Annotated in this window: 27 protein-coding genes and 1 tRNA gene; 16 read left to right on the forward strand and 12 right to left on the reverse strand. The window is 59.5% G+C overall.

Annotation, left to right across the window (positions count from 1 at the left end):
- Nucleotides 1–19: 19 nt before the first annotated feature.
- Nucleotides 20–532, reverse strand: a complete 513-nt coding sequence (locus KJJ24_RS00870; protein ID WP_214340155.1) for a DUF2214 family protein — start codon at nucleotides 530–532, stop codon at nucleotides 20–22.
- 287 nt (nucleotides 533–819) lie between these two features.
- On the opposite strand from KJJ24_RS00870, the gene KJJ24_RS00875 reads away from it, so the two are divergent.
- The 5 genes from KJJ24_RS00875 (at nucleotide 820) to KJJ24_RS00895 (ending at nucleotide 3,323) form a co-directional block, all read left to right on the forward strand.
- Nucleotides 820–1,743: an RNA polymerase sigma factor RpoD/SigA gene (locus KJJ24_RS00875; protein WP_214340156.1), complete on the forward strand. Its 924-nt coding sequence runs from the start codon at nucleotides 820–822 to the stop codon at nucleotides 1,741–1,743.
- 84 nt (nucleotides 1,744–1,827) lie between these two features.
- Nucleotides 1,828–2,181, forward strand: a complete 354-nt coding sequence (locus tag KJJ24_RS00880; protein WP_214340157.1) for a YkvA family protein — start codon at nucleotides 1,828–1,830, stop codon at nucleotides 2,179–2,181.
- Nucleotides 2,181–2,510: a hypothetical protein gene (locus tag KJJ24_RS00885; protein WP_214340159.1), complete on the forward strand. Its 330-nt coding sequence runs from the start codon at nucleotides 2,181–2,183 to the stop codon at nucleotides 2,508–2,510. Before KJJ24_RS00880 ends, KJJ24_RS00885 begins: the two co-directional genes overlap by 1 nt.
- 47 nt (nucleotides 2,511–2,557) lie before the next feature.
- Nucleotides 2,558–2,827 carry a hypothetical protein gene (locus KJJ24_RS00890; RefSeq protein WP_371811755.1) on the forward strand — a complete coding sequence of 90 codons (270 nt, stop codon included), beginning with the start codon at nucleotides 2,558–2,560 and terminating at the stop codon, nucleotides 2,825–2,827.
- Nucleotides 2,828–2,840: 13 nt separating this feature from the next.
- Nucleotides 2,841–3,323: a phosphate-starvation-inducible PsiE family protein gene (locus tag KJJ24_RS00895; RefSeq protein WP_214340161.1), complete on the forward strand. Its 483-nt coding sequence runs from the start codon at nucleotides 2,841–2,843 to the stop codon at nucleotides 3,321–3,323.
- On the opposite strand, the gene KJJ24_RS00900 is transcribed toward KJJ24_RS00895, so the two are convergent.
- Complete coding sequence (locus tag KJJ24_RS00900) at nucleotides 3,262–3,807, reverse strand: Nif11 domain/cupin domain-containing protein (RefSeq protein ID WP_214340163.1); 546 nt, start codon at nucleotides 3,805–3,807, stop codon at nucleotides 3,262–3,264. The genes KJJ24_RS00895 and KJJ24_RS00900 overlap by 62 nt on opposite strands.
- A gap of 4 nt (nucleotides 3,808–3,811) precedes the next feature.
- Nucleotides 3,812–4,285 carry a GNAT family N-acetyltransferase gene (locus KJJ24_RS00905; protein WP_214340165.1) on the reverse strand — a complete coding sequence of 158 codons (474 nt, stop codon included), beginning with the start codon at nucleotides 4,283–4,285 and terminating at the stop codon, nucleotides 3,812–3,814.
- 127 nt (nucleotides 4,286–4,412) lie between these two features.
- On the opposite strand from KJJ24_RS00905, the gene KJJ24_RS00910 reads away from it, so the two are divergent.
- Nucleotides 4,413–4,778, forward strand: a complete 366-nt coding sequence (locus KJJ24_RS00910; protein ID WP_214340167.1) for an AbrB family transcriptional regulator — start codon at nucleotides 4,413–4,415, stop codon at nucleotides 4,776–4,778.
- Nucleotides 4,779–4,806: 28 nt separating this feature from the next.
- On the opposite strand, the gene KJJ24_RS00915 is transcribed toward KJJ24_RS00910, so the two are convergent.
- Both KJJ24_RS00915 and KJJ24_RS00920 read right to left on the reverse strand, forming a co-directional pair.
- Complete coding sequence (locus KJJ24_RS00915) at nucleotides 4,807–7,518, reverse strand: AAA family ATPase (RefSeq protein ID WP_214340168.1); 2,712 nt, start codon at nucleotides 7,516–7,518, stop codon at nucleotides 4,807–4,809.
- Nucleotides 7,509–8,705 carry a DNA repair exonuclease gene (locus tag KJJ24_RS00920; protein ID WP_214340169.1) on the reverse strand — a complete coding sequence of 399 codons (1,197 nt, stop codon included), beginning with the start codon at nucleotides 8,703–8,705 and terminating at the stop codon, nucleotides 7,509–7,511. The genes KJJ24_RS00915 and KJJ24_RS00920 overlap by 10 nt, the downstream gene beginning before the upstream one ends.
- A gap of 144 nt (nucleotides 8,706–8,849) precedes the next feature.
- Here KJJ24_RS00920 and KJJ24_RS00925 point away from each other — a divergent pair, with 144 nt between their 5' ends.
- Nucleotides 8,850–9,152, forward strand: a complete 303-nt coding sequence (locus KJJ24_RS00925) for a c-type cytochrome (RefSeq protein ID WP_214343111.1) — start codon at nucleotides 8,850–8,852, stop codon at nucleotides 9,150–9,152.
- A 1-nt stretch (nucleotide 9,153) separates the two neighbouring features.
- On the opposite strand, the gene KJJ24_RS00930 is transcribed toward KJJ24_RS00925, so the two are convergent.
- The 6 genes from KJJ24_RS00930 to KJJ24_RS00955 are packed head-to-tail and all read right to left on the reverse strand — an operon-like array spanning nucleotide 9,154 to nucleotide 12,033.
- A complete protein-coding gene (locus tag KJJ24_RS00930; RefSeq protein WP_214340170.1) occupies nucleotides 9,154–9,420 on the reverse strand; it encodes a YciI family protein in 267 nt (88 codons plus the stop codon).
- Nucleotides 9,421–9,449: 29 nt separating this feature from the next.
- Complete coding sequence (locus KJJ24_RS00935) at nucleotides 9,450–9,764, reverse strand: hypothetical protein (RefSeq protein WP_214340171.1); 315 nt, start codon at nucleotides 9,762–9,764, stop codon at nucleotides 9,450–9,452.
- Between the two features lie 53 nt (nucleotides 9,765–9,817).
- Entirely contained in the window at nucleotides 9,818–10,579 is a 762-nt protein-coding gene (locus tag KJJ24_RS00940) for a class I SAM-dependent methyltransferase (RefSeq protein ID WP_214340172.1), read from the reverse strand.
- Nucleotides 10,572–11,384, reverse strand: coding sequence for a tryptophan synthase subunit alpha (gene trpA, locus KJJ24_RS00945; RefSeq protein ID WP_214340173.1), 813 nt, complete (start codon nucleotides 11,382–11,384; stop codon nucleotides 10,572–10,574). Before trpA ends, KJJ24_RS00940 begins: the two co-directional genes overlap by 8 nt.
- Before the next feature lie 50 nt (nucleotides 11,385–11,434).
- Nucleotides 11,435–11,782: a DUF3007 family protein gene (locus KJJ24_RS00950; protein WP_250544828.1), complete on the reverse strand. Its 348-nt coding sequence runs from the start codon at nucleotides 11,780–11,782 to the stop codon at nucleotides 11,435–11,437.
- The gene (locus KJJ24_RS00955; protein ID WP_214340174.1) at nucleotides 11,779–12,033 is read right to left on the reverse strand and encodes an NAD(P)H-quinone oxidoreductase subunit L; all 255 of its coding nucleotides are present in this window, start codon (nucleotides 12,031–12,033) and stop codon (nucleotides 11,779–11,781) included. The genes KJJ24_RS00950 and KJJ24_RS00955 overlap by 4 nt, the downstream gene beginning before the upstream one ends.
- A gap of 67 nt (nucleotides 12,034–12,100) precedes the next feature.
- Here KJJ24_RS00955 and KJJ24_RS00960 point away from each other — a divergent pair.
- From KJJ24_RS00960 to KJJ24_RS01000, 9 genes are all read left to right on the forward strand, one after another.
- Nucleotides 12,101–12,184, forward strand: a tRNA-Leu gene (locus KJJ24_RS00960).
- A gap of 119 nt (nucleotides 12,185–12,303) precedes the next feature.
- Complete coding sequence (locus KJJ24_RS00965; protein WP_214340176.1) at nucleotides 12,304–12,804, forward strand: DUF2231 domain-containing protein; 501 nt, start codon at nucleotides 12,304–12,306, stop codon at nucleotides 12,802–12,804.
- Nucleotides 12,801–13,421: a DUF2231 domain-containing protein gene (locus KJJ24_RS00970; RefSeq protein ID WP_214340178.1), complete on the forward strand. Its 621-nt coding sequence runs from the start codon at nucleotides 12,801–12,803 to the stop codon at nucleotides 13,419–13,421. The genes KJJ24_RS00965 and KJJ24_RS00970 overlap by 4 nt, the downstream gene beginning before the upstream one ends.
- Nucleotides 13,418–14,365: a cytochrome c oxidase subunit II gene (locus tag KJJ24_RS00975; protein ID WP_214340180.1), complete on the forward strand. Its 948-nt coding sequence runs from the start codon at nucleotides 13,418–13,420 to the stop codon at nucleotides 14,363–14,365. The genes KJJ24_RS00970 and KJJ24_RS00975 overlap by 4 nt, the downstream gene beginning before the upstream one ends.
- Before the next feature lie 6 nt (nucleotides 14,366–14,371).
- The gene (locus KJJ24_RS00980; protein ID WP_214340182.1) at nucleotides 14,372–16,060 is read left to right on the forward strand and encodes a cbb3-type cytochrome c oxidase subunit I; all 1,689 of its coding nucleotides are present in this window, start codon (nucleotides 14,372–14,374) and stop codon (nucleotides 16,058–16,060) included.
- A 3-nt stretch (nucleotides 16,061–16,063) separates the two neighbouring features.
- Nucleotides 16,064–16,669 (forward strand): heme-copper oxidase subunit III, encoded by a 606-nt coding sequence (locus KJJ24_RS00985; RefSeq protein WP_214340183.1) that lies wholly within the window; start codon nucleotides 16,064–16,066, stop codon nucleotides 16,667–16,669.
- A gap of 4 nt (nucleotides 16,670–16,673) precedes the next feature.
- The gene (locus KJJ24_RS00990) at nucleotides 16,674–18,188 is read left to right on the forward strand and encodes a GMC oxidoreductase (RefSeq protein ID WP_214340185.1); all 1,515 of its coding nucleotides are present in this window, start codon (nucleotides 16,674–16,676) and stop codon (nucleotides 18,186–18,188) included.
- Nucleotides 18,185–20,875, forward strand: a complete 2,691-nt coding sequence (locus tag KJJ24_RS00995; protein WP_250544829.1) for a glucosidase — start codon at nucleotides 18,185–18,187, stop codon at nucleotides 20,873–20,875. The genes KJJ24_RS00990 and KJJ24_RS00995 overlap by 4 nt, the downstream gene beginning before the upstream one ends.
- A gap of 57 nt (nucleotides 20,876–20,932) precedes the next feature.
- Complete coding sequence (locus tag KJJ24_RS01000) at nucleotides 20,933–22,528, forward strand: GMC oxidoreductase (protein ID WP_214340187.1); 1,596 nt, start codon at nucleotides 20,933–20,935, stop codon at nucleotides 22,526–22,528.
- An 8-nt stretch (nucleotides 22,529–22,536) separates the two neighbouring features.
- On the opposite strand, the gene KJJ24_RS01005 is transcribed toward KJJ24_RS01000, so the two are convergent.
- On the reverse strand, nucleotides 22,537–23,037 hold the full coding sequence (locus KJJ24_RS01005) for a DoxX family protein (protein ID WP_214340190.1): 501 nt from the start codon (nucleotides 23,035–23,037) through the stop codon (nucleotides 22,537–22,539).
- Nucleotides 23,038–23,052 lie beyond the last annotated feature (15 nt).

The raw sequence follows: 23,052 nt of genomic DNA on the forward strand, positions 1-23,052 counted from the left end.
TGGTAACTCCACCGCTCTCTCAGGCAGCAAGCGTGCCGGGAAGCCCCACGCCGCGCGCCATCAGCGTGGCCAGCAGGGGGATTAGGGCAAAGCCAACCAGCTCAATATTGAGGATCCACGCCAGCCGGTTGGCGAGGGCTTCGCTCACTTGGGGCAGTTCGCCCTTGCGCAGGGGGATAGCCCAGAGGATGTAGGTGATGGTTGGGTAGAGGGAAAGCCCACCAACGCTGAGGTAGAGGCCAACCTTCCACCAGAAAAGAGGATTTTCTGTGTAAAAACTGCCTCCTTGACCGAAGTACATCACCCGCAGGATGCCGCTCACCAGCAGGGCAAGAGCCGCCAACCCGTACACGACATCGGTGATCACCATCAAGGTGGCGTCTTGCTTACTGGGGTTGGGGCGGATCAGGCGTCGTTCCAGGACCAGAGCACCGAAGCAGAGCATGAAGCTCAGGTAATGCACGTAGGCAACCCCGGCCCTCGGCAGCACGTCGGTGGACAGGTCGGCGAACAGGGCCGCAAGGGCGGACATGGGGCTGTGGGCAGCGCGGAGAAATGACCGTAGCGACATCCCTGATGCGCTGCCGGGCTCAACGCGTTGCTCGGCGTTACCGAGTCAACTTGCCCGTGTGCCGTTCATGGTGCTGGGTGGAGGCAGTGCGGGTGAGCTTTGCACCAGAAGAGTTTCGTTTCCGGTGTGGATTTGTAGAGTTCTTGGGCTGCAACATGCGAAGCAAAGGTGAAACTTGGAAGCCTTTTGGATGCTTTCCTCGATGAGCGAAAAAGCTTCTAGGTTCAATTCAGTGGATGGAACCGCGCATGGCCAGCTCTTTGAGTGCCTTCCTGGGTGAAATTGGCCGGCACCAGTTACTCACTCCGGAACAGGAGTTGATGCTGGGCCGCAAGGTGCAAGCCATGGTGGCTCTGCACGAGCGTTGCGCTAGTGCTGGTGGTGTGGGTGAAGCTTGCACTTACGACGACATGGAAAAGCGCACGATGCGCGTGGGTGATCGGGCCAAGGATCAGATGATCACGGCCAATTTGCGCCTGGTGGTCAACCTGGCCAAGCGCTATCAGGGCAAGGGGCTTGATCTCCTCGATTTGATCCAGGAAGGCACCCTGGGCCTCACTCGGGCTGTCGAGAAATACGATCCCACCCGCGGCCATCGCTTCAGTACCTATGCCTATTGGTGGATTCGGCAGGGTCTCAATCGCGCGCTCTCTACCCAGAGCCGCACCATTCGCATCCCCGTGAATGTGAACGAAAAGCTCACGCGCCTGCGTGCCGCCAAGGCGCGCCTGTTGCAGAGCAATGGCATTCAGCCCACAGCTCAGCAGCTCGCGACGGCGATGGATCTGCCGCTTGATGAGATTGAGGATCTGCTGGGTTGTGAGCTGCGCAGTGTCACCGTGAGTTTGCAGGGGGTGGTGAAGTCCAAGTCAGATCCCACTGAGCTGGTGGATGTGCTCCCCAGTGAAGATCTGCCGCCCATGGAGCGCTGCGAGCGCGCTGAACGCAATGCCGCGGTGTGGAAGCTGCTGGATCAGTCGAATCTCACCCCCAAGGAGCGCACTGTGGTGATGCTGCGTTTTGGCCTCGACGGCAGTCATGAGTGGCGCACCTTGGCTGAAGTAGCGCGTCTGCTCGGGTGCAGCCGAGAATATTGCCGCCAGGTGGTGCAACGTGCGTTGCGCAAACTGCGCAAAGCCGGCATCCAGACCGGGCTGGTTGAGGTCAGCTGAGCGTTCATCTTCAGCTGCGCCAATCCATGATGGAGGCATCGGTTTAAGGAGGCTTTGCCCGTGGCCGCCAATTCCTCGGCTCGCATGGACGCTGACTGCGTGGATGCGGAGGTGCTCGGGAGCACCGAGGTTGACGAAGGGGCGCTGCGACGCCTCTTGCGTCGCGCCGGGCGCACCCTGGCTCGCCCCGCCCTGGAGTGTCTGGAGCTGTTGCTGGACGCCAACACCCCTCCCCAGGTGAGGGTCACCATGCTCGCTGCACTCACCTATCTGCTGATGCCGATGGATCTGATTCCGGATTTCATCCCAGCAGCTGGTTTCAGCGACGACCTGGTGGCCCTGACCGCCTTGCTTGGGCTGTGCACCACCCACATGAGCGATGCCATCCGCTTGCGCGCACAGCGCAAACTGGATCGCTGGTTTCCCCTGGGGCGCTGATGACCACGCTCACCACTGAGCAGCTGGATGACCTGCAGGTCTTCCTGAAGGATTGGTTGCGTCACAGCGGCCGTACCCAGGCTGATCTGCGCAGAGCCCTGCGCGCTAGCTCCATTCGTATGCCTGTGTTGCTGGAGGAGCTGGCCGGGGTGTACGGCCGTGATGGCCTCACTGGGCTGGCCCAGCGCTTGTGCGAGATCGAATCCCTCTGGCAGGGGGAGGATCAGGGCGGCGAAGCCGACGATCAGGTCTCAGCATCTCTTGACGACTCCCTCGGCCAGCTGGATCTGTTGCTCCAGGAGATTCGTTTGGATTCAGGCGAAGCCTGACGGTGCTGCGCGGACACGTCAAAGTGGGTGCACGCTCCGCTGCCGTTATGTCGCTGCATCGTCTGTTTGTTACGCCGCTCACCACCGCTGGATCGATGCTCATGGCAGGTGCAGCGGCTGCCGTGATGGTGCTGCCGGCCCAGGCTCAGGTGGAAAGCTTTCTCTGGGGGCCGGGCAGCAACGTGGGCCCTGCAACGAAGGTGGAGCCGCAAAACTGCGTGACAGCTCCCGATGGCAGCATCACCTGTGACACCAAAATCGTGAATCCACCCGGCGATACCCCCGCCAAGCCTCAGTACCGACCGTTCAGTTACTGAGCGGGAGGGGTAGATGCGCTTTTTCGACGACCGGGCTTTTCTTCGGGCGATCACGCTGTTTGAGCGAGCCCTGGCCAAGGTGCTCTCCGTGGTGCTGACCGGTGTGCTGGTGGTGGCCACCTTGCAGTTGTTGCTGTTCCTGGGCAGTGATCTGCTTGATCTCAATGTGAACTGGACCGGCGAAGGGCTGGTGACCCTGCTGGATCAGGTGCTGGTGATCCTGATCGCGCTCGAGGTGTTGCAGAACCTCACGGCGTATCTGCGGGAGCACGTGGTGCAGATCGAGTTGGTGCTGGTGACGGCGCTGACCGCCGTGGCACGAAAAGTGATCGTGATGCCGCCCGGCGTGCAGAAAAATCCCGCCGATCTGATCGGCTTGGGCTTCGCAATTTTGTCGCTGGCGGGGGCTTACTGGCTTGTGCGTCAGTCCCACGTCAGGCGTCTGCCGACCAGAAGAGAGCAAGCCACAGCGTTCCAGGATCCGGATCTGTTGTGACCACGCGGTGACGGCGATGCGGGGCAATCAGCAGGCTGTCCCCCGCGCAGAGATCCCTTGGTTCTGCTTCGTCGTGAAACTGCAGCTTGGCGCTGCCCCGCAGCACCATCACCCACTCGCTTTCGCTCTGGTCATACCAGAACCCCTCGGGGCTGCTGGCCTGGCAAGAGTGAATGCGTTCAAGCCGCCAGCCAGGCCCCTCGATCAGGAGCTCCACCCGCTCCTGCCCCGTTGGGGGGCAGGCACTGGCTAGCAGATTGCTCTGGTCGCTGGAGCTTGTGTGCTGCTGCGTGGCCGCGGGGCCGCTGTCACCCCAGCGCCGCCCGATTTCGAAACCGTTTTGTGCCGCCAGTGCCACCACTTCATGGTGGTTACTACAGGCGCTGAGTGCTTCCCTGACATCGGTTTTCGCTTGCGTCAATGCCACAAAGGCATTGAGCTGACGCACCTTCTCGAGAAACTGTTGGAGTTGGGCTTCGGCCATCGGCTCAGTATCCCCGTTGCAGCTGTTTGTGCATGCGGAAGCGCAGGAAGGGCACGCCACCAATGCGCAGCTCCTCTCGCCAGCTCACCAGCCAGCCCAGCTGTTCAAACAGGGGTTTGGAGATCAGGCTCGCTTCGGTGCTCAGCACCTTGACGTCAAGAGCCTTGGCCTCTTGCTCCACCGCCTCAATTAATCGGCGGCCGAAGCCCTGGTGTTGTGCAGTGGGATGGCAATAGAGAAGAGCCAGGCGGTCATGGGGATGGCGCAGGCTAAAAGCCAGGGGCTGATCCTCTGCATTGCAGATCACGAAACCGTGGCCCTGGCTGAGCAGAGGCTGCAGTGCCTTGCTCTGTTCAGCCCAGGCCCTTTGCTGTATCTCGCTGTAGTGCTTGGCGGTGCTAAGCAGAATGGCCTGGCGATAAATCTCCGGGAGCGCATCGTGATCATGAGCTTCGAGGCGCCGCAACCGATTGGCCATGGTTACTGCTGATCAGTGCTGAGTCATTGTCGACCCCCAAGGCCTGGATCTTCGATATCTCAGCCATGGCAACACAGGCATTGATGTTGTAGGTTCGGATTGTCTTCTTAAACAACCCACTCCGGCAATGCTCACAGGAACGGATCTGCTGGCCAAAGTCAAGGAAATGGGCGATGTAGGCAAATCAGAAATTGTCCGCGCTTGTGGCTACGTCTCCAGCAAGAAGGATGGCGGCGATCGTCTGAACTTCACTGCCTTCTACGAGGCTCTGCTCGAGGCCAAGGGCGTTGAGCTTGGCGGCTCCGGCAAGGTTGGTAAGGGCGGTCGCAAGCTCAGCTACGTGGCCACCGTGCAGGGCAACGGCAACCTCTTAATCGGCAAGGCTTACACCGCCATGCTTGATCTACAGCCAGGCGATGAGTTCGAAATCAAGCTCGGCCGCAAGCAGATTCGCCTGATCCCTGTCGGCGGCACCGACGAAGACGAGGAGTGATCCTTCGCCGGCAGCTTTGCTGATCTCCTCAGCTCAGTTCCACCAAGACACGCTCTCTCTGCTCTCCCAGCTCTGCTGAGATCCCCTCGAGCTTCTCGGGGGGATTTTTTTTGTCTGCATCGAGCGTCGCCGGCAGCAGAGAGAGGTAGTCCGTGGGGTGGCAGGTGAGCAGCACAATCTGCGTGCCCTGGTCGACGCCTCGTTGCAGCATCCGCCGGAGCCCTTCCAGGCGCTGGCGGTCACTGTTGGTGAAGGCGTCATCGAACACCAGCGGCAGCACATCGTCGTAGGCCGGTTTGAGCACCTGAGCCATGGCCAGTCGTACGGCTGCTGAGAGTTGCTCACGCATGCCTCCACTCAAGCGCTCAAAGGCAAAGGCTTCATCGCCCTGGCGTAGTTGCAGTTCGTGGAATCCCTGTTGTGGGTCAAAGGCCAGCAAGGGCTGCTGGGGATCGGTGGCTAATTCCGCCAGATAGGGCGCGATCGCGGCGCGAAGCGGTTCGCTGTAGCGGTTCGCTAAATGACTCTGCTCGCTGTAAAAGCGCTCGAGCAACAGCTGCAAAGCCTGGCCGCGCTGCTCGAGCGATTGACGTTCTGCATCGGCTTCAGCCAAGGCGGCCTGCCGCTGTTCGAGTTCGGCCACCGGGTTGATTGCTCCCAGGCTCTGGCAGCGCTGTTCGGCTTGGCCCCGCTGGCTGAGCAGTTGATCCTTTTCCTGCTCCAACCTCTCGAGAGAGGCTCCTGCATCTGTATTGCCGCGGCTGTTGGCTAGGTGCTGAAGTTCTCTTTGCAGGGCTTGCAACTGCTGTTGCTGAGCCTCAAGGTTGCTGTTGGGGTGTTGCTGTTGGCGGAGGGCTTGCAACCGCTGGCTGAGCACCTGCAGTGATCCCTCGAGCTGGTCCCCTCGGCTGCGAAGTTGCAGCAGGTTGCTCTGGATTTGTTGGAGGGTCTGATCCAGATCTTGCAAGCGTTGCTGGTTGCGCTCTTGATCTGTGATGAGGTCAATGGCGCTGTTGCGCAGCTGCTCCTGCAGATCATGCAGGGCTGCTTGATCCATCTGCTGGGGGGCGCAGCCGTCTTGCGCCTTAGCCATGGCGATCAGCAGCGGCTGTTGTTGGTGAAGGGCCTGTTGCAAGCGCTGGCGCCGGGGGGTGAGTTGCTCTAACCGCTGCTGCAGCCCCGACCAGGGAATGGCCTTGGCGGCCTGGCGCAAGTTGGCCAGCTCCTGCTCGATCGCCTGGCGCTGCCGTTCAATCGCTTCGGCCTGATCGCTGCTGTTGAGTTTCAGCGCCTGTTGCAGCTGGGCCAGTTGTTGTTGCGCGCGCTGCTGGAGATTGAGGGCCTGGGGCAGGGCCTGGCCGCCGCCGGGCGTGATGGTGATCTGCACGCCCGCTCCCACCTCGAGCTGCGCGGCTTCGCTGATGCGGCGACGCTCCCCTCGGCTCAGGGGTTTGCCGTTGAGGCGGATTGTTTGATCACTGGCCAGCACCTCAAGGTTTGAGGCCATCGCTTCGCAGCGGGCAGTGGCCTGCGCCAGGGCCTGCTCTGCCTGGCGCAACTCACGCACTTGATCGGCGCTGATCTCCGGCAGCTGCGCCAGCTGTTGTTTGAGCGTTTCGGCCTGTTCCTGAAGCCTCTGCAGCTGTTGCTGGTGTTCCCGCAGTTGCAGTTCCTCGCTCTCCAGTTGCTGCAGATCGAGCAGCAACTGCACGAGCTCCTGGCGCTGCGCCTGTTGCTGCAGCTGGGCGCTGAGCTGTTGCGCCCGTTGTTGCAGCTGCTGCTGCTCAGCCAGGAGCCGGGATTGCTCCTGGCTGAGGCTGTTCAAGCTCTTCTGCAGCTGCGTGTGCTCGTTCTGCTCTTGACGCTGCTGCTGCTCTAGTTGCTGGCGCTCCTGCTCCTGCCGCAGCATTGGCGCGAGCTGGGCCTGAAGCAACGTGATGTGCTGCTGCAGCTTCAGCTCACGCTGCAATGCCGGTCGCTGTTCAGCTTCGATTGTCTCCAGCCGTTCGTTGATCCTGCGCCATTGCTCCATGGCGGCCTCAAGATCAGACAGCTGCTCTTGGGCGTTGTGGTGGGCTGCCTCAGCTTCCTTGCAGCGGCGCTGCGCTTCGGCCAGCACTGAGCCCGCCTTCACCCGGCCTGTGGCGGTGTAGAGCTCGGCCACCTGCTGCTGGATCTGCTCCATCACCAGCCGATCGAGGTTGGATTCCAAGGCGCTGCTACTGCCTTGCAGCTGCAATTGCTCTACCAACCGGTTGTGGTCGTAGCGCTCCTGGTTCCCACCCAAGGGGTTCAGCCCGCCATCCCCCTGACGCACCCAGAGGTGTGCCCAGCGCTCGGGTAGCTGGGCGATGCGACGCCCTTCTACCGGGGCTTCGAAGCCCAGCAGCCCCGCCAGGTGATCTTCGGCCGTGGCGCCGTTAAGGGCCAGGCCACTGCCGTTGCTCAGCTGGCAGGTGCCGCTGCTGCCGGCGAAGCGCTTGCGCAGCCGCCAGAGATCCCCCTGCGCCGCGAAGCTGATCTCCACATCCGGCAGGCCTGGATGCAGCCGAGAGCGCAGCTCCTCCACTCCCCGCCCAGTGGCGGTAGCCCGCAGAAACAGCACCTTATGCAACGCCTCCACCAGGGTGCTTTTGCCCGTTTCGTTGGCGCCGCCGATCAAGGTGAGCTCCCGCCCGAAGCGCAACGCCAGCTCCCTATGGCGGCGCACGTTTTGCAAGCGGCAGGCAATCAGGCGCATGGCATTGCCCCCACGGCACGATGCAGTTCCGCCATCGCCAGCTGCAGCAGGCGGCGTTTGTGGGGATCTTCTGCGGTTGCAGCCTGTTCCAGCTCGATCTTCAAACCATGGGCCACACGGGCAATCAGGGGATCTTCCGCCCGTTGGAGCAGTTGCTCGAGTTCGGCGGGGTCTGGGCTGTGCTCGATCACGCCGCGTCGCTTCAGGCGCAGCAGCTGGGCTTCGAGCCGCTCTAGCAGCTGCGCATAGCGCTGGTGGGCTTCCAGGCTGAGGCTGCCGCTCTGCTCAAGCAACAGCAGCTGTTGGCCTGGTTCGGCTGCCAGCAGCGGTTCAAGCCGCCGTTCCAACTGCTCAAGATCCTCAGGGCTTAACAGTGCTGCCTGGAGCTGCTGCCAGTTCAAGGCAGCTGTGGGCTGGGGAACAACGCTGATGCTGCCGGCGCGCTCAACGCTCACCTCCAGAACCTGGCCGCCTTGGTAGTCATTGGTGCGCGGAAAGCGATCCGGCTCCGGTGTTCCGGAATACCAGGTGCGTGGATTGACCTGTTTCAGCCCGTGCCAGTCGCCCAACGCGACGTAATCAACTTGCTCGAGCAGGCCGCCATCGAGCTGCAGACGATTGTTGGCACTGCTGGGGTTGTCATCGTCGGCATCGAGATCAGCTGCAGCGAAGCCATGGACCGAGCCATGGGCAAGCAGGATGCGCGGTTTGGCCGCTGGAAGCCTCTCCCAGTTGAGCTGCCGCATCCATGTGGTGGGATCGGTGCTGTCGCTGCGGCGCAGCAGGGGGCAGGGCAGCACCACGGCCTCCTCCAATTCCACAGGCTGCCGCTCCAAGAGCACCTGCAGGTTGGCGGCGCGCCGCTGCTGCTCAGCAAGGAAGAAGGGGCTGTGCCACACGCTGCCGGGTGCTCCGTGGTCGTGGTTTCCAGGAATCACCAGCACCGGGATCTCCAGCTTGCCGATGGCCTGACACACCGCGCTCACATCGCTGTTGCTGGGGGTTGGCGAATCAAACAGATCGCCAGCCACCACAAGAAAACGCGCCTTTGATCTGGATAGCAACGCGCCGATGCGGCTGATCACGTCGATGCGGGCCTGCCGCAGCCGCGCGCGCTTATCGGGGTCTTGCACCCGGGCGTAGGGCTTGCCGATCTGCCAGTCGGCGCTGTGCAGAAAGGTGAGCATGCATCAGCGCATCAGCGCACCCATTTCAGCGTGCCGGGGCCATCGGTGCGCCGGGATGGATCGGCAGACTGATGGGAGCCATTCACTGGGCCTTTGATCTTTGTTTCCGTGTTCTGGCGCCGCACCTGCCGCTGCTGGTGGGCGATGGTGGCCGCGGCAGCCCTGCTGATGGGGCCTGCCCAAGCTTTCGCGGATGGCAGTGAGCTGTTTCAGCTGCACTGCGCCGGATGTCACGTGAATGGCGGCAACATCCTTCGCCGCGGCAAGACCCTCAAACTGGCGGCACTGGAGCGTCAGGGTTTGGCCTCTGAGGAGGCCATCGCCAGCATTGCCGCCGCGGGCGTAGGGCAGATGAGCGGATACGGGGCTGTCCTCGGAGAGCAGGGCACTACTGATGTAGCGGCCTGGGTGTGGCAGCAGGCCCTGGCGGATTGGCCCAAGACCTGAATCAGAAGGCTTGGATCCATGGATACACCTGGAGCTCCGTCCAGATGCCATTGCGCCAGTACACATCGGTGTGCAGGAGGTTCTCCACCTGTGTTTTGGTTTCCGCTTCGTAGATGCCGAACACATGGGTGCTGCCCTCGGTGGGGCCGAGGGTGATCAGCACACCAGCATCTTTCTGCTGCTGGAGCCCGGCCAGATGCTCCTCGCGGTAGGGGGCGCGCTTCTCAAGAGCGTTGTCGCAGTAGGTGCCCCAGAGAACAAACCGCATGGCCAGGCCTTCCTAATGAACGGCCGAACCTACAGCCAGCCTGCGGCGAAGATCGGCTGACGGATCCGCGATGGGAAGAGAATCGGGCGGTCGGTGGGCTGGGCTTTCGCGCTGTCGCTCCAGCGCACCTTGCAAAGGAAGGTGTTCCCGCTCTTGTTGGTGTTCACGCTGTAGCGAAACTCTTGCACCACGGCCTTCTCAGGCATCAGGTATTGGGCCTGATTGCAAGCATCCACCTCTGAGATGGCTGAGCTGTACTCGCTCCAGCCCGCCAGAGCTGCAGCAGGTGAAAGGGCAATGCCGCCCGCTATCAAACCGGCGGTGAACAGAAAACGGTGGGCCATCGATGCGGCTGAAGCGGAAACGGATGGCCTGATTCTGACGGCTTCGGCAAGGTTCAGCGGGTGATCACGCCCCAACGCCCCATGAACGGCCAACGAGCCAGAAGGCGCTGGCGGCCATGACCAGGCCATAAGGCCCGCATGGTGTCGACGAGCTCGGGCAGGGGATCCACCCCGGCGCGCCGCGCCGTTTCCACGGCCGACCAGGTGCCCAGATACCCAGCTAGATCGTCGAGGGTCCATTGCCGTTCGATCCAAAGGTCTTGCGGGAAAGGCCACTCCTCACCAGGAAACGGCAGGCCTGCATAGCGCTGATCGACCCAGCGGCGCTCGTTGGGCCACCAGGGTTCAAGGGTGGTTGCATAGAAGCCATCGAGGCACGTCTGCAGCACCTCCGAGGTGAGCTGTAGTGGCAGATAGCCAATCCAGGCCATTACGGCTCCCGCTTTGGCGACACGCCTTACCTCTGTGTTGAAGGCATCGCCTGCAAACCAGTGGACCGCAGCTGCAACCAGCACACCATCCACGCTCGCGGCCTCGAGCCCGCTTGCCCAGGCGGAGGCTTGGCGGTAATTGATGCGCGGATGAGGTTGGGCTTGCTCGAGCTGAGCGCCACTGGCATCGGTGGCCAGCACCTGATCAAAGTGCTGCGCCAGGGTGAGTGAGGCTTGGCCGCTGCCGCAACCGCAATCCCACACCCGCTGGTGACTCGGGCAACGCTCGGCGAAGGCCGTGAAGAAATGATCGGGATAGGTGGGGCGGTGGGCGGCGTAAGCCTGCGACACCGCACCAAACAGCTCGGAGGCGCGATCAGTCATCTAGGGCCTTGCGCAGCAGCCGGCAGAACTCTCCAGCTGCTGCTGCCACATCGCCTTGTTGGGCATAGGCCTCGGCCATCACCTTCACCAGCGCGCTGCCCACGATGGTCCCATCAGCCCCCCAGTCGCGCACCTGGCGCGCCTGGTCGGGACCTGAGATGCCGAAGCCCACGGCCACCGGCGTGGGCCCCATGCCCTTCAGCTGTTGCACCAAACCGGCCACCCGGTTTTCCAAGTTGGTGCGAACGCCTGTCACGCCGGTGACGCTCACCAGATAGGTGAAGCCTCGGCTTGCCGCAGCGATGCGGCCCATGCGATCGGCGGGCGTTGTGGGTGCCACCAACAGCACCAAATCCAGGCTGTGTTGCTGGGCGATCGCCGAGAGTTTCTCCGCTTCCTCCAAGGGGAGGTCTGGCACCACGAGCCCGGCGGCACCTGCTGCTGCTGCGTCGCGGCAAAAGCTCTCCATGCCGCGGTTGAGGAGAGGGTTGCTGTAGGTGAACAAGATCACCGGAATGCGCAGCTCGCCTTTGAGGCTGCTGAGCATCTCCAGCACGCGGCCGGGGGTGGTGGCTGAAGCCAGTGCGCGGCTGGCAGCTGCCTGAATCACAGGCCCGTCGGCCAGGGGATCGCTGTAGGGAATACCCAGCTCGATCATGTCGGCCCCGGTGCCCTGCAATGCCAGCAGGGTGGCGCGGGTGGTGGAGAGATCCGGATCGCCAGCCATCAGGAACGGCATCAGCGCACATTGGCCGCGCTGCTGAAGCTGACTGAAACGCTGCTGAATCGGGGTGCTGGTGCTCACGGCAGCGCTGGATCTGCCGGTGAGCCTATGGGGTCGTGTTCAGCCCGGCCCTAAAGCTCGCTGCTGTCTTGCAGCTGTCCCAGTTCCTTCAGCAACGTCTCCTGCTCTTCAGGAGTGAGCGCATCAAAGCGCTTCTGCAGTTCTTCGTCGGTAGCGCTGTCGTAGGCGGAGCGATAGCGGCGGCGTTGCTCCATATAGGTCATGTTGCCGGTCACCACTCGGAACAGGTAGGAGCCCGTCCACACCAGCACAACCGCCACCAGCACGGCTTGGGCCGCAATACCGGCACTGAAACCCTCAAGGCCTACAGCCTCGAAGCCCCAATAGCCAAGCCCGCCAAGCCCAAAGATCGCCAGGCCTACCAGCAGAGCCTTCCCACGCGTAATCCCTGGGTTCATCCCACTTGCCCCTGACCCTGCATCCGCAGATTCACGAACGGTGCGAACACGATCAAGCCAGGGAAGAACAGGAACACCAACCCGTACACCGCCGTGCGTTCAATCTTCCCCATCGCCGTCCAGCGCTTGGTCATCCAGGCCATCAGCGCGAGAGGCACCACCACCAGATAGGCACCGGCGAGGGCTACATAAGCTGCGATCACCAGCAGCGTTTCGCTCGTAAGGGAGCTGAGGATCCCAGGCAGGGGCACGGCGCTGAAGCGGTTGCTAGGGAAATCTAGGATGAGCCTCCGGAAGCCGGGTTGTGCTTCCGGCCGCGGGAGCATGGCGGAATTGGTAGACGCAGCGGACTTAAAATCCGCAGACGGCAACGTTGTGGGGGTTCAAGTCCCCCTGCTCCCATCACGCGACAAACGCTGCTAGGCGGTTGTGTCGCCGTAGCAGTTGGCAAATCATCACAGCCGGATGCCGCTGCTTGAGCTGCTCGCCAAGCTGGAGGTAGTGCTGGTTGGACCGCCCCCATGCTTGAGCTGCTGCCGCCGCTCAACGACAAAAACCTGCCCTGGCTCGACGTCATTCACCCGATCGTGGTGCACTTCGTGATCGCGATGGCGCTGATCAGTGTTGTGTTTGATCTGATCGGTGTCGTGACCCGCAGGCAAAACCTGTTTGAGGTGAGCTTCTGGAATCTGCTGGTCGCCACGGTGGCGATCTTCGTGGCGATCATTTTTGGGCAGGTGGAAGCTGGCCTCGCCAATCCTTACGGTGCTTCCCGCGACATCCTCAACATCCACAGCACCATCGGTTGGTCGTTGGCGGGTGTGCTGGCGGTGCTCACCGGTTGGCGTTATGTCGCGCGACAGAAGGATCCCACCGTGTTGCCAGGTGGATTTCTGGTGGTGGATGGCCTCTTGGCGGCCCTGGTCTTCACCCAGGTGTATCTAGGTGACAAGTTGGTTTGGGTGTATGGCCTGCACACGGTCCCGGTGGTTGAGGCGATTCGCAGCGGGGTGATCTCATGAGCCTGCTATCTGCCATCACGTCGCCCATCAACGAGATCGTTGACTCGCTCGGGCCTAACGATCTTCCTTACGCCATCCCCATTCATCCCAACCTGGTGCACCTCACCATTGGGTTGTTCTCCATCGGTATCGCGTTTGATTTCGCCGGGGCGTTCTATCCGCTAGAGAAGCGTGTGTTTCGCTTTCTCGCCCTACCTGTAACCCGCACGGGGTTCCATGACGTGGGTTGGTACAACGTGCTGGCCTGCAGCATTATTACCTTTTTCACGGTGGCAGCAGGCTTCTACGAAATGCTGCTGGCGGTGCCTCTGCCAGGCGTGAAAACGATCCTGGGCCAAGGTGCGATCACCACCATGCTTTGGCATGCCGTGGGCGGTGTTGCCCTGCTGCTGATCATCGTGGCGATGACGATCTGGCGTGGTTACCAGCGCTTTGTTTGGCGTAAGGATCTGGGCCGTCAGGTGAGCTGGATTTATTTGTTTTGCGGTGTGCTGATCCTGCTCGTGATGGGTGTGCATGGAAGCTTGGGTGCCTGGTTGGCCAGTGAATTCGGGGTGCACATCACGGCTGACCAGCTGATCGCCTCCGGCGCCAACTTGCGGGAGGCGCTGCCATGACATCCACCACACCAAAACCCTCTGGTGGTCTGCCCATACGGCTCGTGCTTGTGGTGCTGGTTGCCACTCTGCTCGATGCCCTGGCCAGCGTTCAGATCGCGCGCGCTTCCCTGGGTTGGCTGCCCGTTCCAGCTTCGACGGCCGCTCCCTATGTGGATGGTCTGTTCCAGGTGGAAGTTGGCATTGGCGCGTTCATCTTCCTGGGGTGCGTTGGTTTCATTCTCTGGGCCGTAATCTTCAATCGTGCTGAAAAGTACGACGAAACGGATGGCCTGCCGATCGAGGGCAACACCAAGCTGGAGATCATCTGGACGGTGATTCCGTTCGTGATCGTGATGGTTCTGGCGTATCAGGCTATTCATGTGAGCGAAACACTGTCGGCTCTGGGGCCCAAGGCGAAGTACGACGTGGAGGGAGGGCTGAGCCCGGAAACGAAGGAGCGAGTTGACCCCATCCAGGCTTACGGCCCCATTCAGGTGCTCGCACGCCAGTGGAACTGGGAGTTTGTCTATCCCAATGGTGTACGCAGCTCAGAGCTGCATCTGCCGATCGATCAACGGGCCAATTTTCAGCTCAGCAGCGAAGACGTGATCCACGGCTTCTATGTTCCGGCCTTCCGCCTCAAGCAAGACATCATTCCTGGCAGCGTGATCTCCTACAGCATCACGCCCACTCGCGAAGGGCGTTATCGCCTTCGCGATTCACACTTCAGTGGCGCTTACTTCTCACAGAACCAGGCTGACGTGGTGGTGCAGTCGCCGGAAGCCTTCAACACCTGGCTTGATCAAGCAGCCCGTCATCCTTTGGTGCCTGGGTTCAGTCCAGCCACAGCTCTCTATGCCGACAGACTCGCTCGAGGCGATAAAGGTTGGGCCACGGTGAAACCGGCGCCTCCTCCCATGGTCAATGACCCCGGCACTCCCGACGCTCCCCACGACGCCTGATTCACCATGACCACCACTAACTACGACCCGAGGGTGCTGAAGGCCCAACACCCTGTGCCAGGTGCCCCCGATAATTGGAAGCGCTTTTTCACCTTCAACACCGATGCGAAGGTGATCGGCATTCAATACATGGCGTTGGCCTTGTTTTTCCTGCTGGTGGGAGGGCTGCTGGCGATGGTGATGCGTGGTGAATTGATCACGCCCCCAGCTGATCTGGTGGACCCCACTGTGTACAACGGTTTGTACACCATGCATGGAACAGTGATGCTGTTCCTCTTTCTGTTTCCGATCCTCAACGGCTTTAACAACCTCCTGATCCCCACCATGATCGGCGCCCCCGACATGGCCTTCCCCAAGGTGAACGCGGCAGCCTTTTGGCTGGTGCCGGTGTTCGGTGTGATCTTGATGGCAAGCTTTTTTGTGCCGGGTGGTCCAGCCTCCGCGGGCTGGTGGTCGTATCCGCCCATCAGCATTCAGAACCCTCTTGGCCATTTTATTAATGGCCAATTCCTGTGGATTTTGGCGGTGGCCCTTTCGGGGATTTCGTCGATCATGGGGGCGATTAATTTCGTGACCACAATCATTCGGATGCGAGCCCCCGGCATGGGCTTCTTCCGTATGCCGGTGTTTATCTGGACCGCTTGGGCTGCTCAGACCCTGCAATTGATTGGCTTGCCTGCGCTCACCGGCGGCGCCATCATGCTGCTGTTTGATCTGAGCTTCGGCACCAGCTTCTTCCGGCCTGAAGGTGGTGGTGATCCGGTGCTTTACCAGCACTTTTTCTGGTTCTATTCGCACCCGGCTGTGTATGTGATGGTCTTGCCGGTGTTCGGGATTTTCTCAGAGCTCATTACGGTGTATTCGCGAAAGCCACTGTTTGGTTATAAGTTTGTGGCGTTGGCTTCATTTGTGATCACGTTCCTGGGGTTGATTGTGTGGGTGCACCACATGTTTTACTCGGGTACACCTCAGTGGATGCGCAATATCTTCATTGTGACCACAATGCTGATCGCTGTGCCCACTGGTGTGAAGGTGTTCGCTTGGCTGGGTACCCTTTGGGGCGGCAAGATTCGACTCACGACCCCCATGCTGTTCGTGCTGGGTGGGCTGGTGAACTTCATTCTCGGTGGCATTACGGGCATCATGCTTGGCACAGCTCCTGTGGATATTCACGTGGGCAATACTTATTTCGTGGTTGCTCACTTCCACTATGTGATCTTCAATACAATCGGCTTTGGAATCTTTGCTGGTATTTACCACTGGTTCCCCAAGTTCACCGGTCGTATGTACTACGAAGGTTTGGGTAAGGTGCACTTCGTGCTCACCTTCATCGGTGCAACCCTGAATTGGCTGCCGCTGCACTGGGCCGGTCTTTACGGCATGCCACGACGGGTGGCCTCCTACGACCCTGAATTTGCAATCTGGAATGTGATCGCCAGTATTGGCGCTTTCATGGTGGGCGTCGCCGCCATTCCTTTCATCCTCAACATCGTGAGCTCCTGGGCTAGGGGTGCGAAAGCACCGCCTAATCCTTGGAATGCCATTGGTTTGGAGTGGCTTTTGCCGTCTCCCCCACCATCTGAAAACTTCGAAGACGACGTGCCCACCGTCATTAGCGCTCCCTATGGCTATGGCTTGGGTCAGCCCCTCGTGGAAGACGAGGAGTACTACGTGCGCCGTGCTCTTGAGGCTTAAACCATGACCACCGCGAACCCTGATCTCCCTCTCAAGCACCGTCCAGGTCACATCAAGCATGATGGTCATAATCTGACGGGATTTATAATCTTTCTGTGCTCTGAGAGCATTATCTTCTTGGCTTTTTTTAGCGGGTTTACTCTGCTGAAAATTACTTCACCCGAATGGCTACCTCAAGGAGTTGAGGGTCTTGAGACACGCCTGCCGCTGATCAATACCGTGATCCTGGTGAGCTCGAGCTTCGTGGCCTACTTCGCGGAACGCTATTTACACAAAGAGAACCTCTGGGGTTTTCGTGCCCTGTGGCTGCTCACGATGGCGATGGGTAGTTATTTCGTGTATGGCCAGTATGTGGAGTGGTCAAATCTTCCGTTTGATCTGACGAGTGGTGTTTTTGGGGGCACCTTCTATCTCCTCACTGGCTTCCATGGTCTTCACGTGATCACTGGCATCCTGCTCATGAGCCTGATGCTCTATCGCTCCTTCCTCCCAAACAACTATGTCAAGGGGGAGATGGGCGTCACGTCAGTGAGTCTCTTCTGGCATTTTGTGGATGTGATCTGGATCATCCTCTACCTCCTCATTTACGTCTGGCAACGCACCACCTAAAGCCATGATCATCGATGACATCCACTACGACGTAATTGTGATCGGCAGCGGTGCCGGTGGCGGCACGATGGCTTCCCAGTTGGCGGCTGCTGGTAAGAGAGTTTTGTTGCTTGAGCGCGGAGGTCCACTGGCGCTCGCTGATCAAAACGTGGCTGACACGGATTTGTTCCGCAAAGACCGTTACCACCCAGGTGAGCAATGGTTTGGCCCCGACGGTGATCCCTTTTATCCACAGACCGTCTACGCCCTTGGTGGCAATACCAAGATCTGGGGCGGAGTCTTGGAGCGCATGCGCGAGCGGGAGTTCACAGGTTTGACCTATCAGGAGGGGGCTGTTCCCGACTGGCAGCTGCGCTATGCGGATTTTGAGCCCTATTACGCCAGGGCTGAGCAATTGTTTCGTGTGCATGGTGAGGCGGGTATCGATCCCTCTGAACCACCCCGGACTACCGCCTACCTCCACCAACCCAAGCCGATTGAGCCCTTCATGCAGGAGCTCAAGGCTTCCCTTGAACGACAGGGCACCCATCCCTATCTGCTTCCGCAGACCTGGTCGGAATCGGCTGCTGATCCCAGTGGTGATAGTGAGCTGTTTGGGGTGGATCCTGCGCTGCAAACCCCTGGGTTTCAGCTGCGTGATCGCGCCCGTGTACGCCGCCTGCATGTGAATCCCACGGGCACCGAGGTGCGCGGTGTGGAGGCCGAAATTGAGGGGGTCACCTGGTTGTTCCGATCCGATGTGGTGGTGTTAGCCGCCGGTGCGATCAACACGGCTGAGATTCTGCTCCGCTCCGCAACGGAGCATCACAGTCGTGGCTTGTCGAATGGGTCCGATCAGGTGGGTCGCAACCTGATGAAACCCCAGCTCACCTCGGTGATTCAGCTGGCGACCGAACCTAATTCTGGTCGTTATGGCCGCAGCCTCGGCATCACTGACTACTACTGGGGGGATAAGAATGTGAGCTTCCCCCTGGGCTCTGTGGCGACAGGGGGCGGGGTGCTCCAGGACGCTTTGTTTGCTGAATCGCCACCAGTGTTGTCGCTGGTCACCAAGTTGCTGCCGAACTTCGGACTCGAGCAGCTGGCGGCGCGATCGGTGGTCTGGTGGGCGATGAGTGCAGTGTTGCCCGATCCCCATAACCGCATCACCCTGCGCGGTAACCAGCTGCAGATCAACTATCTCCCGAATAACCGGGAGGCTCACGACCGCTTGGTCTATCGCTGGATCGACACGCTTAAACAGGTGGAAAGCGATCCCGACTGCCATGTGGTGAAACCAGCGCCCACCCACCCTCGCGGTGAAGCTCCACTCACGGTGATGGGGAGCGTGTGTGGCACATGTCGAATGGGTTCTAACCCCGCTACCTCCGTTGTTGATCTGCAGGGACGTAGCCATGAGCTCAATAACCTCTACATCGCTGATGCCAGCGTTTTCCCGAGTTGTCCTGCAGTGGGACTTGGGCTCACCGTCATTGCTAATGCCCTTCGGATCGGTGATCAGGTGGTAGCTGCATTGTGACTGCACCGATCCCTCCATCAGCGGGCGCTTCCGAACACCGCCGCATAGCTGAGCGCGATCGTGAAAATGTGCCATGGAGGCGTTGGGGTAGTTATCTGCCAGAACGGCAATGGGGCACTGTCCGCGAGGATTACTCGGCTGATGGCAATGCCTGGGCGTCCTTCCCCCACGATCATGCTCATGCTCGTGTCTATCGCTGGGGAGAGGATGGTCTGCTGGGGATCTGTGATGACCAATGTCGACTCTGTTTTTCCCTGGCTCTCTGGAATGGTCAAGACCCCGTCTTGAAGGAACGTCCATTTGGCCTGGCCAATGGAGAGGGCAATCACGGTGAAGACATCAAGGACTACTATTTTCATTTGGCTAATACCCCCACCCATAGCTTTATGCGGGGGCTTTATAAATATCCGCAACAACGTTTTCCCTATGAGCAATTGCTTGACGAGAACCGCAGCCGGGGGCGTGATCAACCAGAATATGAATTAGTGGATACCGGCATCTTTGATGAGAGCCGTTATTTCGATGTCTTTATCGAGTATGCCAAGGCTTCGCCGGATGACATCGCGATCAGGGTTCGTGCGATCAATCGCGGGCCCGATCCAGCACCACTCACCCTTCTGCCCACGCTCTGGCTGCGCAACACCTGGAGCTGGGGCTACCCCGATGAGCACGAGCATCCCATGCAGCTCGATGGCGATACCGTTATCGCCGACGTGGGTGGGGGATTAGGCCAGTACCGCTTTGCATGCCGTGATCAGGGTGAGTGGCTCTTCACCGATAACGAAACCAATACGGAGCGCCTCTACCAACAACCGAATCGAAGGCCTTTCCAGAAGGACGGCTTCCATCGCTACATCTGTGAGGGTGAAGAAGCGGCGATAAATCCACTCCTTAAAGGCACCAAAGTGGCCCGATTGCTGCAAAAGACGCTGCAGCCTGGAGAAGAATGGCAGCTTGAGTTACGCCTTGTTGGTCCTGAGACCAGCAGCCAACTTGAATGGTTTGGCGAAGGTTTCGATGCCTTGTTCCGTGCCCGAGAGCAGGAATGGCATGATTTCTTCGAGAGCGCTGTTCCCAATCTTTCGCCAGACGATCGCCTCATCCACACCAGCGGTATGGCTGGTTTGCTTTGGTGCAAGAAGTATTACGGCTGGAGTGTGCTGCGTTGGCTGGATGGTGATCCCACCTCACCTCCTCCCCCTGCGCAGCGCTGGCATACACAAAATGGAGGTTGGCAACGCCTGCATGCCCATGATGTGATTTCCATGCCGGATGCATGGGAGTACCCCTACTTTTGCCAGTGGGATCTCATGTTTCACGCAGTGGCCTTCGCGATTGCTGATCCCGCTACGGCCAAGCAACAGTGCATGTTGCTGCGTTCACCCCACTACACCGCGCCCAATGCGCAGACCCCTGCTTACGAGTGGGCGCTTTCCGATCCCAATCCGCCGATCGGTGCTTGGGCGGCCATGCGCATCTTCCAGATTGAACGCAAGGCAACGCAGGAGCCTGATTATGGGTTTCTGAGGGCAGCTCTGCGCAAATTAATTTTGGAATATGGCTGGTGGGCTAATCGCAATGACCGATCTGGCGATAACGTTTTTGAAGGAGGTTTTCTGGGCCTCGACAATATTGCCGTTTTTGATCGTCGCTTTCCGCTTTCTGACGGCAGCCGCATTGAGCAGTGCGACGGCACCGCTTGGATGGCCTCACTTAGCCTTAATCTGCTGAACATTAGTGTTGAGCTGAGCCGAGAGGAGCCTGAATACGCCGATATCTGCGAGCGATTTGTCTATGACTTTGTGCAGTTAGCGCTAACTCTCAATACCCAGGGAAGTCGTGGGTTTGTTAATTGGGATGAAGAAGATGGATTCTACTACGATGTGATCAAGCGTCCTGATGGCAGTACAACCTTTCTAAAGACGCGCTCGCTGTCTGGATTGGTTCCTCTCCTTGCTGTGGCTAGTTTCGATGTGGACGCAGTCAAGCGTTTGCCGGTGTTAAACGTTCCTGAGAGTCTTCGTTGGTTCCTGCATGAGCGCACCAGTCCCAAATGGCTGATCGACAACTTTGGCCAGTGGCGCAACGATCGGCTTTTATTTTCGCTGGTTCCGGAGGATCGTCTGCGCAGGATTTGTACGCGTTTGTTTGACGAGGCCGAGTTCCTTTCGCCCTATGGCATTCGTGGGCTGTCGAAGGTCTATGCCGATCATCCCTACACCTTCACAGAAGGTTCAGAGAGTCAAACTTTGGCCTATAGCCCTGCCGATAGTCCTGTGCCGATGTTTGGTGGCAATTCCAACTGGCGTGGGCCCGTATGGATTCCCGTCAACTTTCTCTTGATTGAATCACTTCAGAAGTTTGGTCATTACTATGGTGATACCTTTAAGGTTGAGTTTCCTACAGGCTCTGGTCGGTGGGTGAATCTCTGGGATGCCTCGCTACTCCTGCAGGAGCGTTTGGTTAATATTTTCCGCAGAGGCCAAGATGGCCGGCGACCCTTCAATGGGTCTGTGGATCTACTGCAACATGATCCCCATTGGCGTGATCTGATTTTGTTTAATGAATACTTCCACGGTGATAATGGCTCGGGTGTTGGAGCCAGCCATCAGACCGGCTGGACGGCCATGGTCTGCAAGATGATCAACCAGCTCAGCCGCTACAGCAACGCTGCCAAAGGGTCGTGACAATCTGCGGACAGAGTGAGCGCTCGCTTCTAGTTTGCGAGTATTGATGATCGTCCTGTGGAACACCTCCAGTCGCTTGGTCAGCTGAAGAAGCCTGATGCTTTGCACTTCGATGTGTTGATCATTGGCAGTGGCGCTGGTGGCGGCACCTTGGCGCGGGTGTTGGCTCCAACGGGCTTGCGGATTTTGATCCTCGAGCGCGGTGACTGGTTGCCGCAGGAGCCTCAGAACTGGGATGCCGATGAGGTGTTTCAGAAAGGCCGCTATCTCTCCAAAGACATTTGGTACGACGGCAAGGGCAAGCCCTTTCAGCCAGGTACCCATTACTTCGTGGGTGGTGCCACCAAGATGTATGGCGCCCACCATTTCCGCTACCGTCAGCGCGATTTTGAAGAGCTGGAGCATCACGACGGCATCTCACCGGCTTGGCCTCTGCGCTACAGCGACTTTGAGCCTTGGTATCAGCAGGCCGAAGCGATGTATCACGTGCATGGCCTGCGCGGCGAAGACCCAACCGATCCACCCAGCTCATCGCCTTACCCCCATCCGCCGATCAGTCATGAGCCTCGGATTCAGAAACTCGCCGATGATCTGCGCAGTGCTGGCCTGCATCCGTTCCATGCCCCCAGTGGCGTGATGCTGGATGAGGGCAACATGCCCTACAGCCGTTGCCGGCGTTGCAATAACTGTGATGGCTTCCCGTGCCTTGTGCACGCTAAGGGTGATGCGGAGGTATGTGGTGTGCGCCCGGCGTTGGCGGCCAGTGCCAATGTGTCGCTGCTCACCAGGGCGGAGGTGAAGCGCCTGGTTACGGATGCGGCTGGCACCACGGTTAGCGCAGTGGAGCTCGTTCGCGATGGCGAAGAGCTGCGTTACAGCGCCGATCTTGTGGTGGTGAGCTGTGGTGCTGCGAACAGCGCTCGGCTGCTGTTGATGTCGGCCAATGACAAGCACCCGAACGGCCTAGCCAACGGCTCCGATCAGGTGGGTCGCAACTATATGTTCCATAACAGCAAGGCGGCTGTGGCGCTCTCCCACGAGCCCAATCCCACCATCTTCCAGAAAACGATCTCGATTAACGATTGGTATTTCGGTGACGCCGACTATGACTACCCCATGGGCAATATCCAGATGACGGGTAAAACCCGTGGGGCGATCATGAAGGGTTATGCGCCCCTGGAAACCTTCCTGATGCCCAACTGGGGCATGGATGAGATCGCCGCCCATGCGTTGGATTTCTGGATTACGACGGAAGACTTGCCGGATCCAAACAACAGGGTGACCGTGGATTCAGCCGGTCATGTGCATCTTAATTACACCGTGAACAACCAAACTTCTGCTGATCGACTCTGGAGCCGTCTGCAGGGGTTGCTCGACAAGCTTTATCTCAAGAAGCACTTGGTTGAACGCCAGATCTACATCAAAAATCCGATGGGCATTGCAGCTGTTGGCCACCAAGCCGGCACCTGCCGCTTCGGCATTGACCCCTCAAGCTCGGTGCTTGATGTGAATTGCAAAGCGCATGAACTCGATAACCTTTACGTGGTTGATACCAGCTTTTTCCCCAGCATCGGCGCTGTGAATCCCTCCCTCACGGCCATTGCGAACGCGATTCGCGTTGGGGAGCACCTCAAGGAGCGTTGTGCTGTGTAGGTGGGGGGTTATATCCCCAGCCAGATACGGATCAGATCCTCGATCAGCAACGTGTCGAGCGAGAGCAGTCCACCACCGCAAAACATGAGCACCAGGCACATCACCACATACATGGCGGCTTTCTCCCAGCTGGGAGGCTCACCCACTCCCATCGGGCCCGCGTAATCACCTTCGGGAATCAGATAAGGATCGGCCGCGATAAACGGAAAGCCAGCGCGGATTTCCAGAACCATGGCGTAAGCCATCGACACCAAAATCGCAAAAGAAGCTAGTGGGGTGAGAAGGCCCACGATTAAGGCAATGCCACCGGCCCACATCGATCCAGCCGAGAGAAAGCAGAGCCAGGCCGGTGTTTTCAACATTTGGGCCCAGGTCTGAAGGTTGCGCAGCTTCGGCCAGCCATGGCGGATGAAGCAGATGCCCATGAACACCCGCAGCACGAACAGGGCGGCCTGGGCAAAGGTGGATGGTGCGGCTGGCACCAGCAGCTCCACAACAGTGATGTCCATGGGTTTGCGGGGTCT

Source organism: Synechococcus sp. LA31 (assembly GCF_018502385.1).
In the GTDB taxonomy this organism is placed as follows: Bacteria; Cyanobacteriota; Cyanobacteriia; order PCC-6307; family Cyanobiaceae; genus Vulcanococcus.

Excerpts from the sequence above, each read along its gene's own strand:
- KJJ24_RS00925 (WP_214343111.1), top strand. The coding sequence starts at position 8,850 with ATGGTGGCCGCGGCAGCCCTGCTGATGGGGCCTGCCCAAGCTTTCGCG.
- KJJ24_RS00900 (WP_214340163.1), bottom strand. The coding sequence starts at position 3,807 with ATGGCCGAAGCCCAACTCCAACAGTTTCTCGAGAAGGTGCGTCAGCTC.
- KJJ24_RS00870 (WP_214340155.1), bottom strand. The coding sequence starts at position 532 with ATGTCCGCCCTTGCGGCCCTGTTCGCCGACCTGTCCACCGACGTGCTG.
- KJJ24_RS00930 (WP_214340170.1), bottom strand. The coding sequence starts at position 9,420 with ATGCGGTTTGTTCTCTGGGGCACCTACTGCGACAACGCTCTTGAGAAG.
- KJJ24_RS00875 (WP_214340156.1), top strand. The coding sequence starts at position 820 with ATGGCCAGCTCTTTGAGTGCCTTCCTGGGTGAAATTGGCCGGCACCAG.
- KJJ24_RS00935 (WP_214340171.1), bottom strand. The coding sequence starts at position 9,764 with ATGGCCCACCGTTTTCTGTTCACCGCCGGTTTGATAGCGGGCGGCATT.
- KJJ24_RS00990 (WP_214340185.1), top strand. The coding sequence starts at position 16,674 with ATGATCATCGATGACATCCACTACGACGTAATTGTGATCGGCAGCGGT.
- KJJ24_RS00915 (WP_214340168.1), bottom strand. The coding sequence starts at position 7,518 with ATGCGCCTGATTGCCTGCCGCTTGCAAAACGTGCGCCGCCATAGGGAG.
- KJJ24_RS00890 (WP_371811755.1), top strand. The coding sequence starts at position 2,558 with ATGTCGCTGCATCGTCTGTTTGTTACGCCGCTCACCACCGCTGGATCG.
- KJJ24_RS00940 (WP_214340172.1), bottom strand. The coding sequence starts at position 10,579 with ATGACTGATCGCGCCTCCGAGCTGTTTGGTGCGGTGTCGCAGGCTTAC.
- KJJ24_RS00980 (WP_214340182.1), top strand. The coding sequence starts at position 14,372 with ATGACCACCACTAACTACGACCCGAGGGTGCTGAAGGCCCAACACCCT.
- KJJ24_RS00885 (WP_214340159.1), top strand. The coding sequence starts at position 2,181 with ATGACCACGCTCACCACTGAGCAGCTGGATGACCTGCAGGTCTTCCTG.
- KJJ24_RS00950 (WP_250544828.1), bottom strand. The coding sequence starts at position 11,782 with ATGAACCCAGGGATTACGCGTGGGAAGGCTCTGCTGGTAGGCCTGGCG.
- KJJ24_RS00965 (WP_214340176.1), top strand. The coding sequence starts at position 12,304 with ATGCTTGAGCTGCTGCCGCCGCTCAACGACAAAAACCTGCCCTGGCTC.
- KJJ24_RS01005 (WP_214340190.1), bottom strand. The coding sequence starts at position 23,037 with ATGGACATCACTGTTGTGGAGCTGCTGGTGCCAGCCGCACCATCCACC.
- KJJ24_RS00920 (WP_214340169.1), bottom strand. The coding sequence starts at position 8,705 with ATGCTCACCTTTCTGCACAGCGCCGACTGGCAGATCGGCAAGCCCTAC.
- KJJ24_RS00905 (WP_214340165.1), bottom strand. The coding sequence starts at position 4,285 with ATGGCCAATCGGTTGCGGCGCCTCGAAGCTCATGATCACGATGCGCTC.
- KJJ24_RS00985 (WP_214340183.1), top strand. The coding sequence starts at position 16,064 with ATGACCACCGCGAACCCTGATCTCCCTCTCAAGCACCGTCCAGGTCAC.
- KJJ24_RS00975 (WP_214340180.1), top strand. The coding sequence starts at position 13,418 with ATGACATCCACCACACCAAAACCCTCTGGTGGTCTGCCCATACGGCTC.
- KJJ24_RS00970 (WP_214340178.1), top strand. The coding sequence starts at position 12,801 with ATGAGCCTGCTATCTGCCATCACGTCGCCCATCAACGAGATCGTTGAC.
- KJJ24_RS00880 (WP_214340157.1), top strand. The coding sequence starts at position 1,828 with ATGGACGCTGACTGCGTGGATGCGGAGGTGCTCGGGAGCACCGAGGTT.
- KJJ24_RS00895 (WP_214340161.1), top strand. The coding sequence starts at position 2,841 with ATGCGCTTTTTCGACGACCGGGCTTTTCTTCGGGCGATCACGCTGTTT.
- KJJ24_RS00910 (WP_214340167.1), top strand. The coding sequence starts at position 4,413 with ATGCTCACAGGAACGGATCTGCTGGCCAAAGTCAAGGAAATGGGCGAT.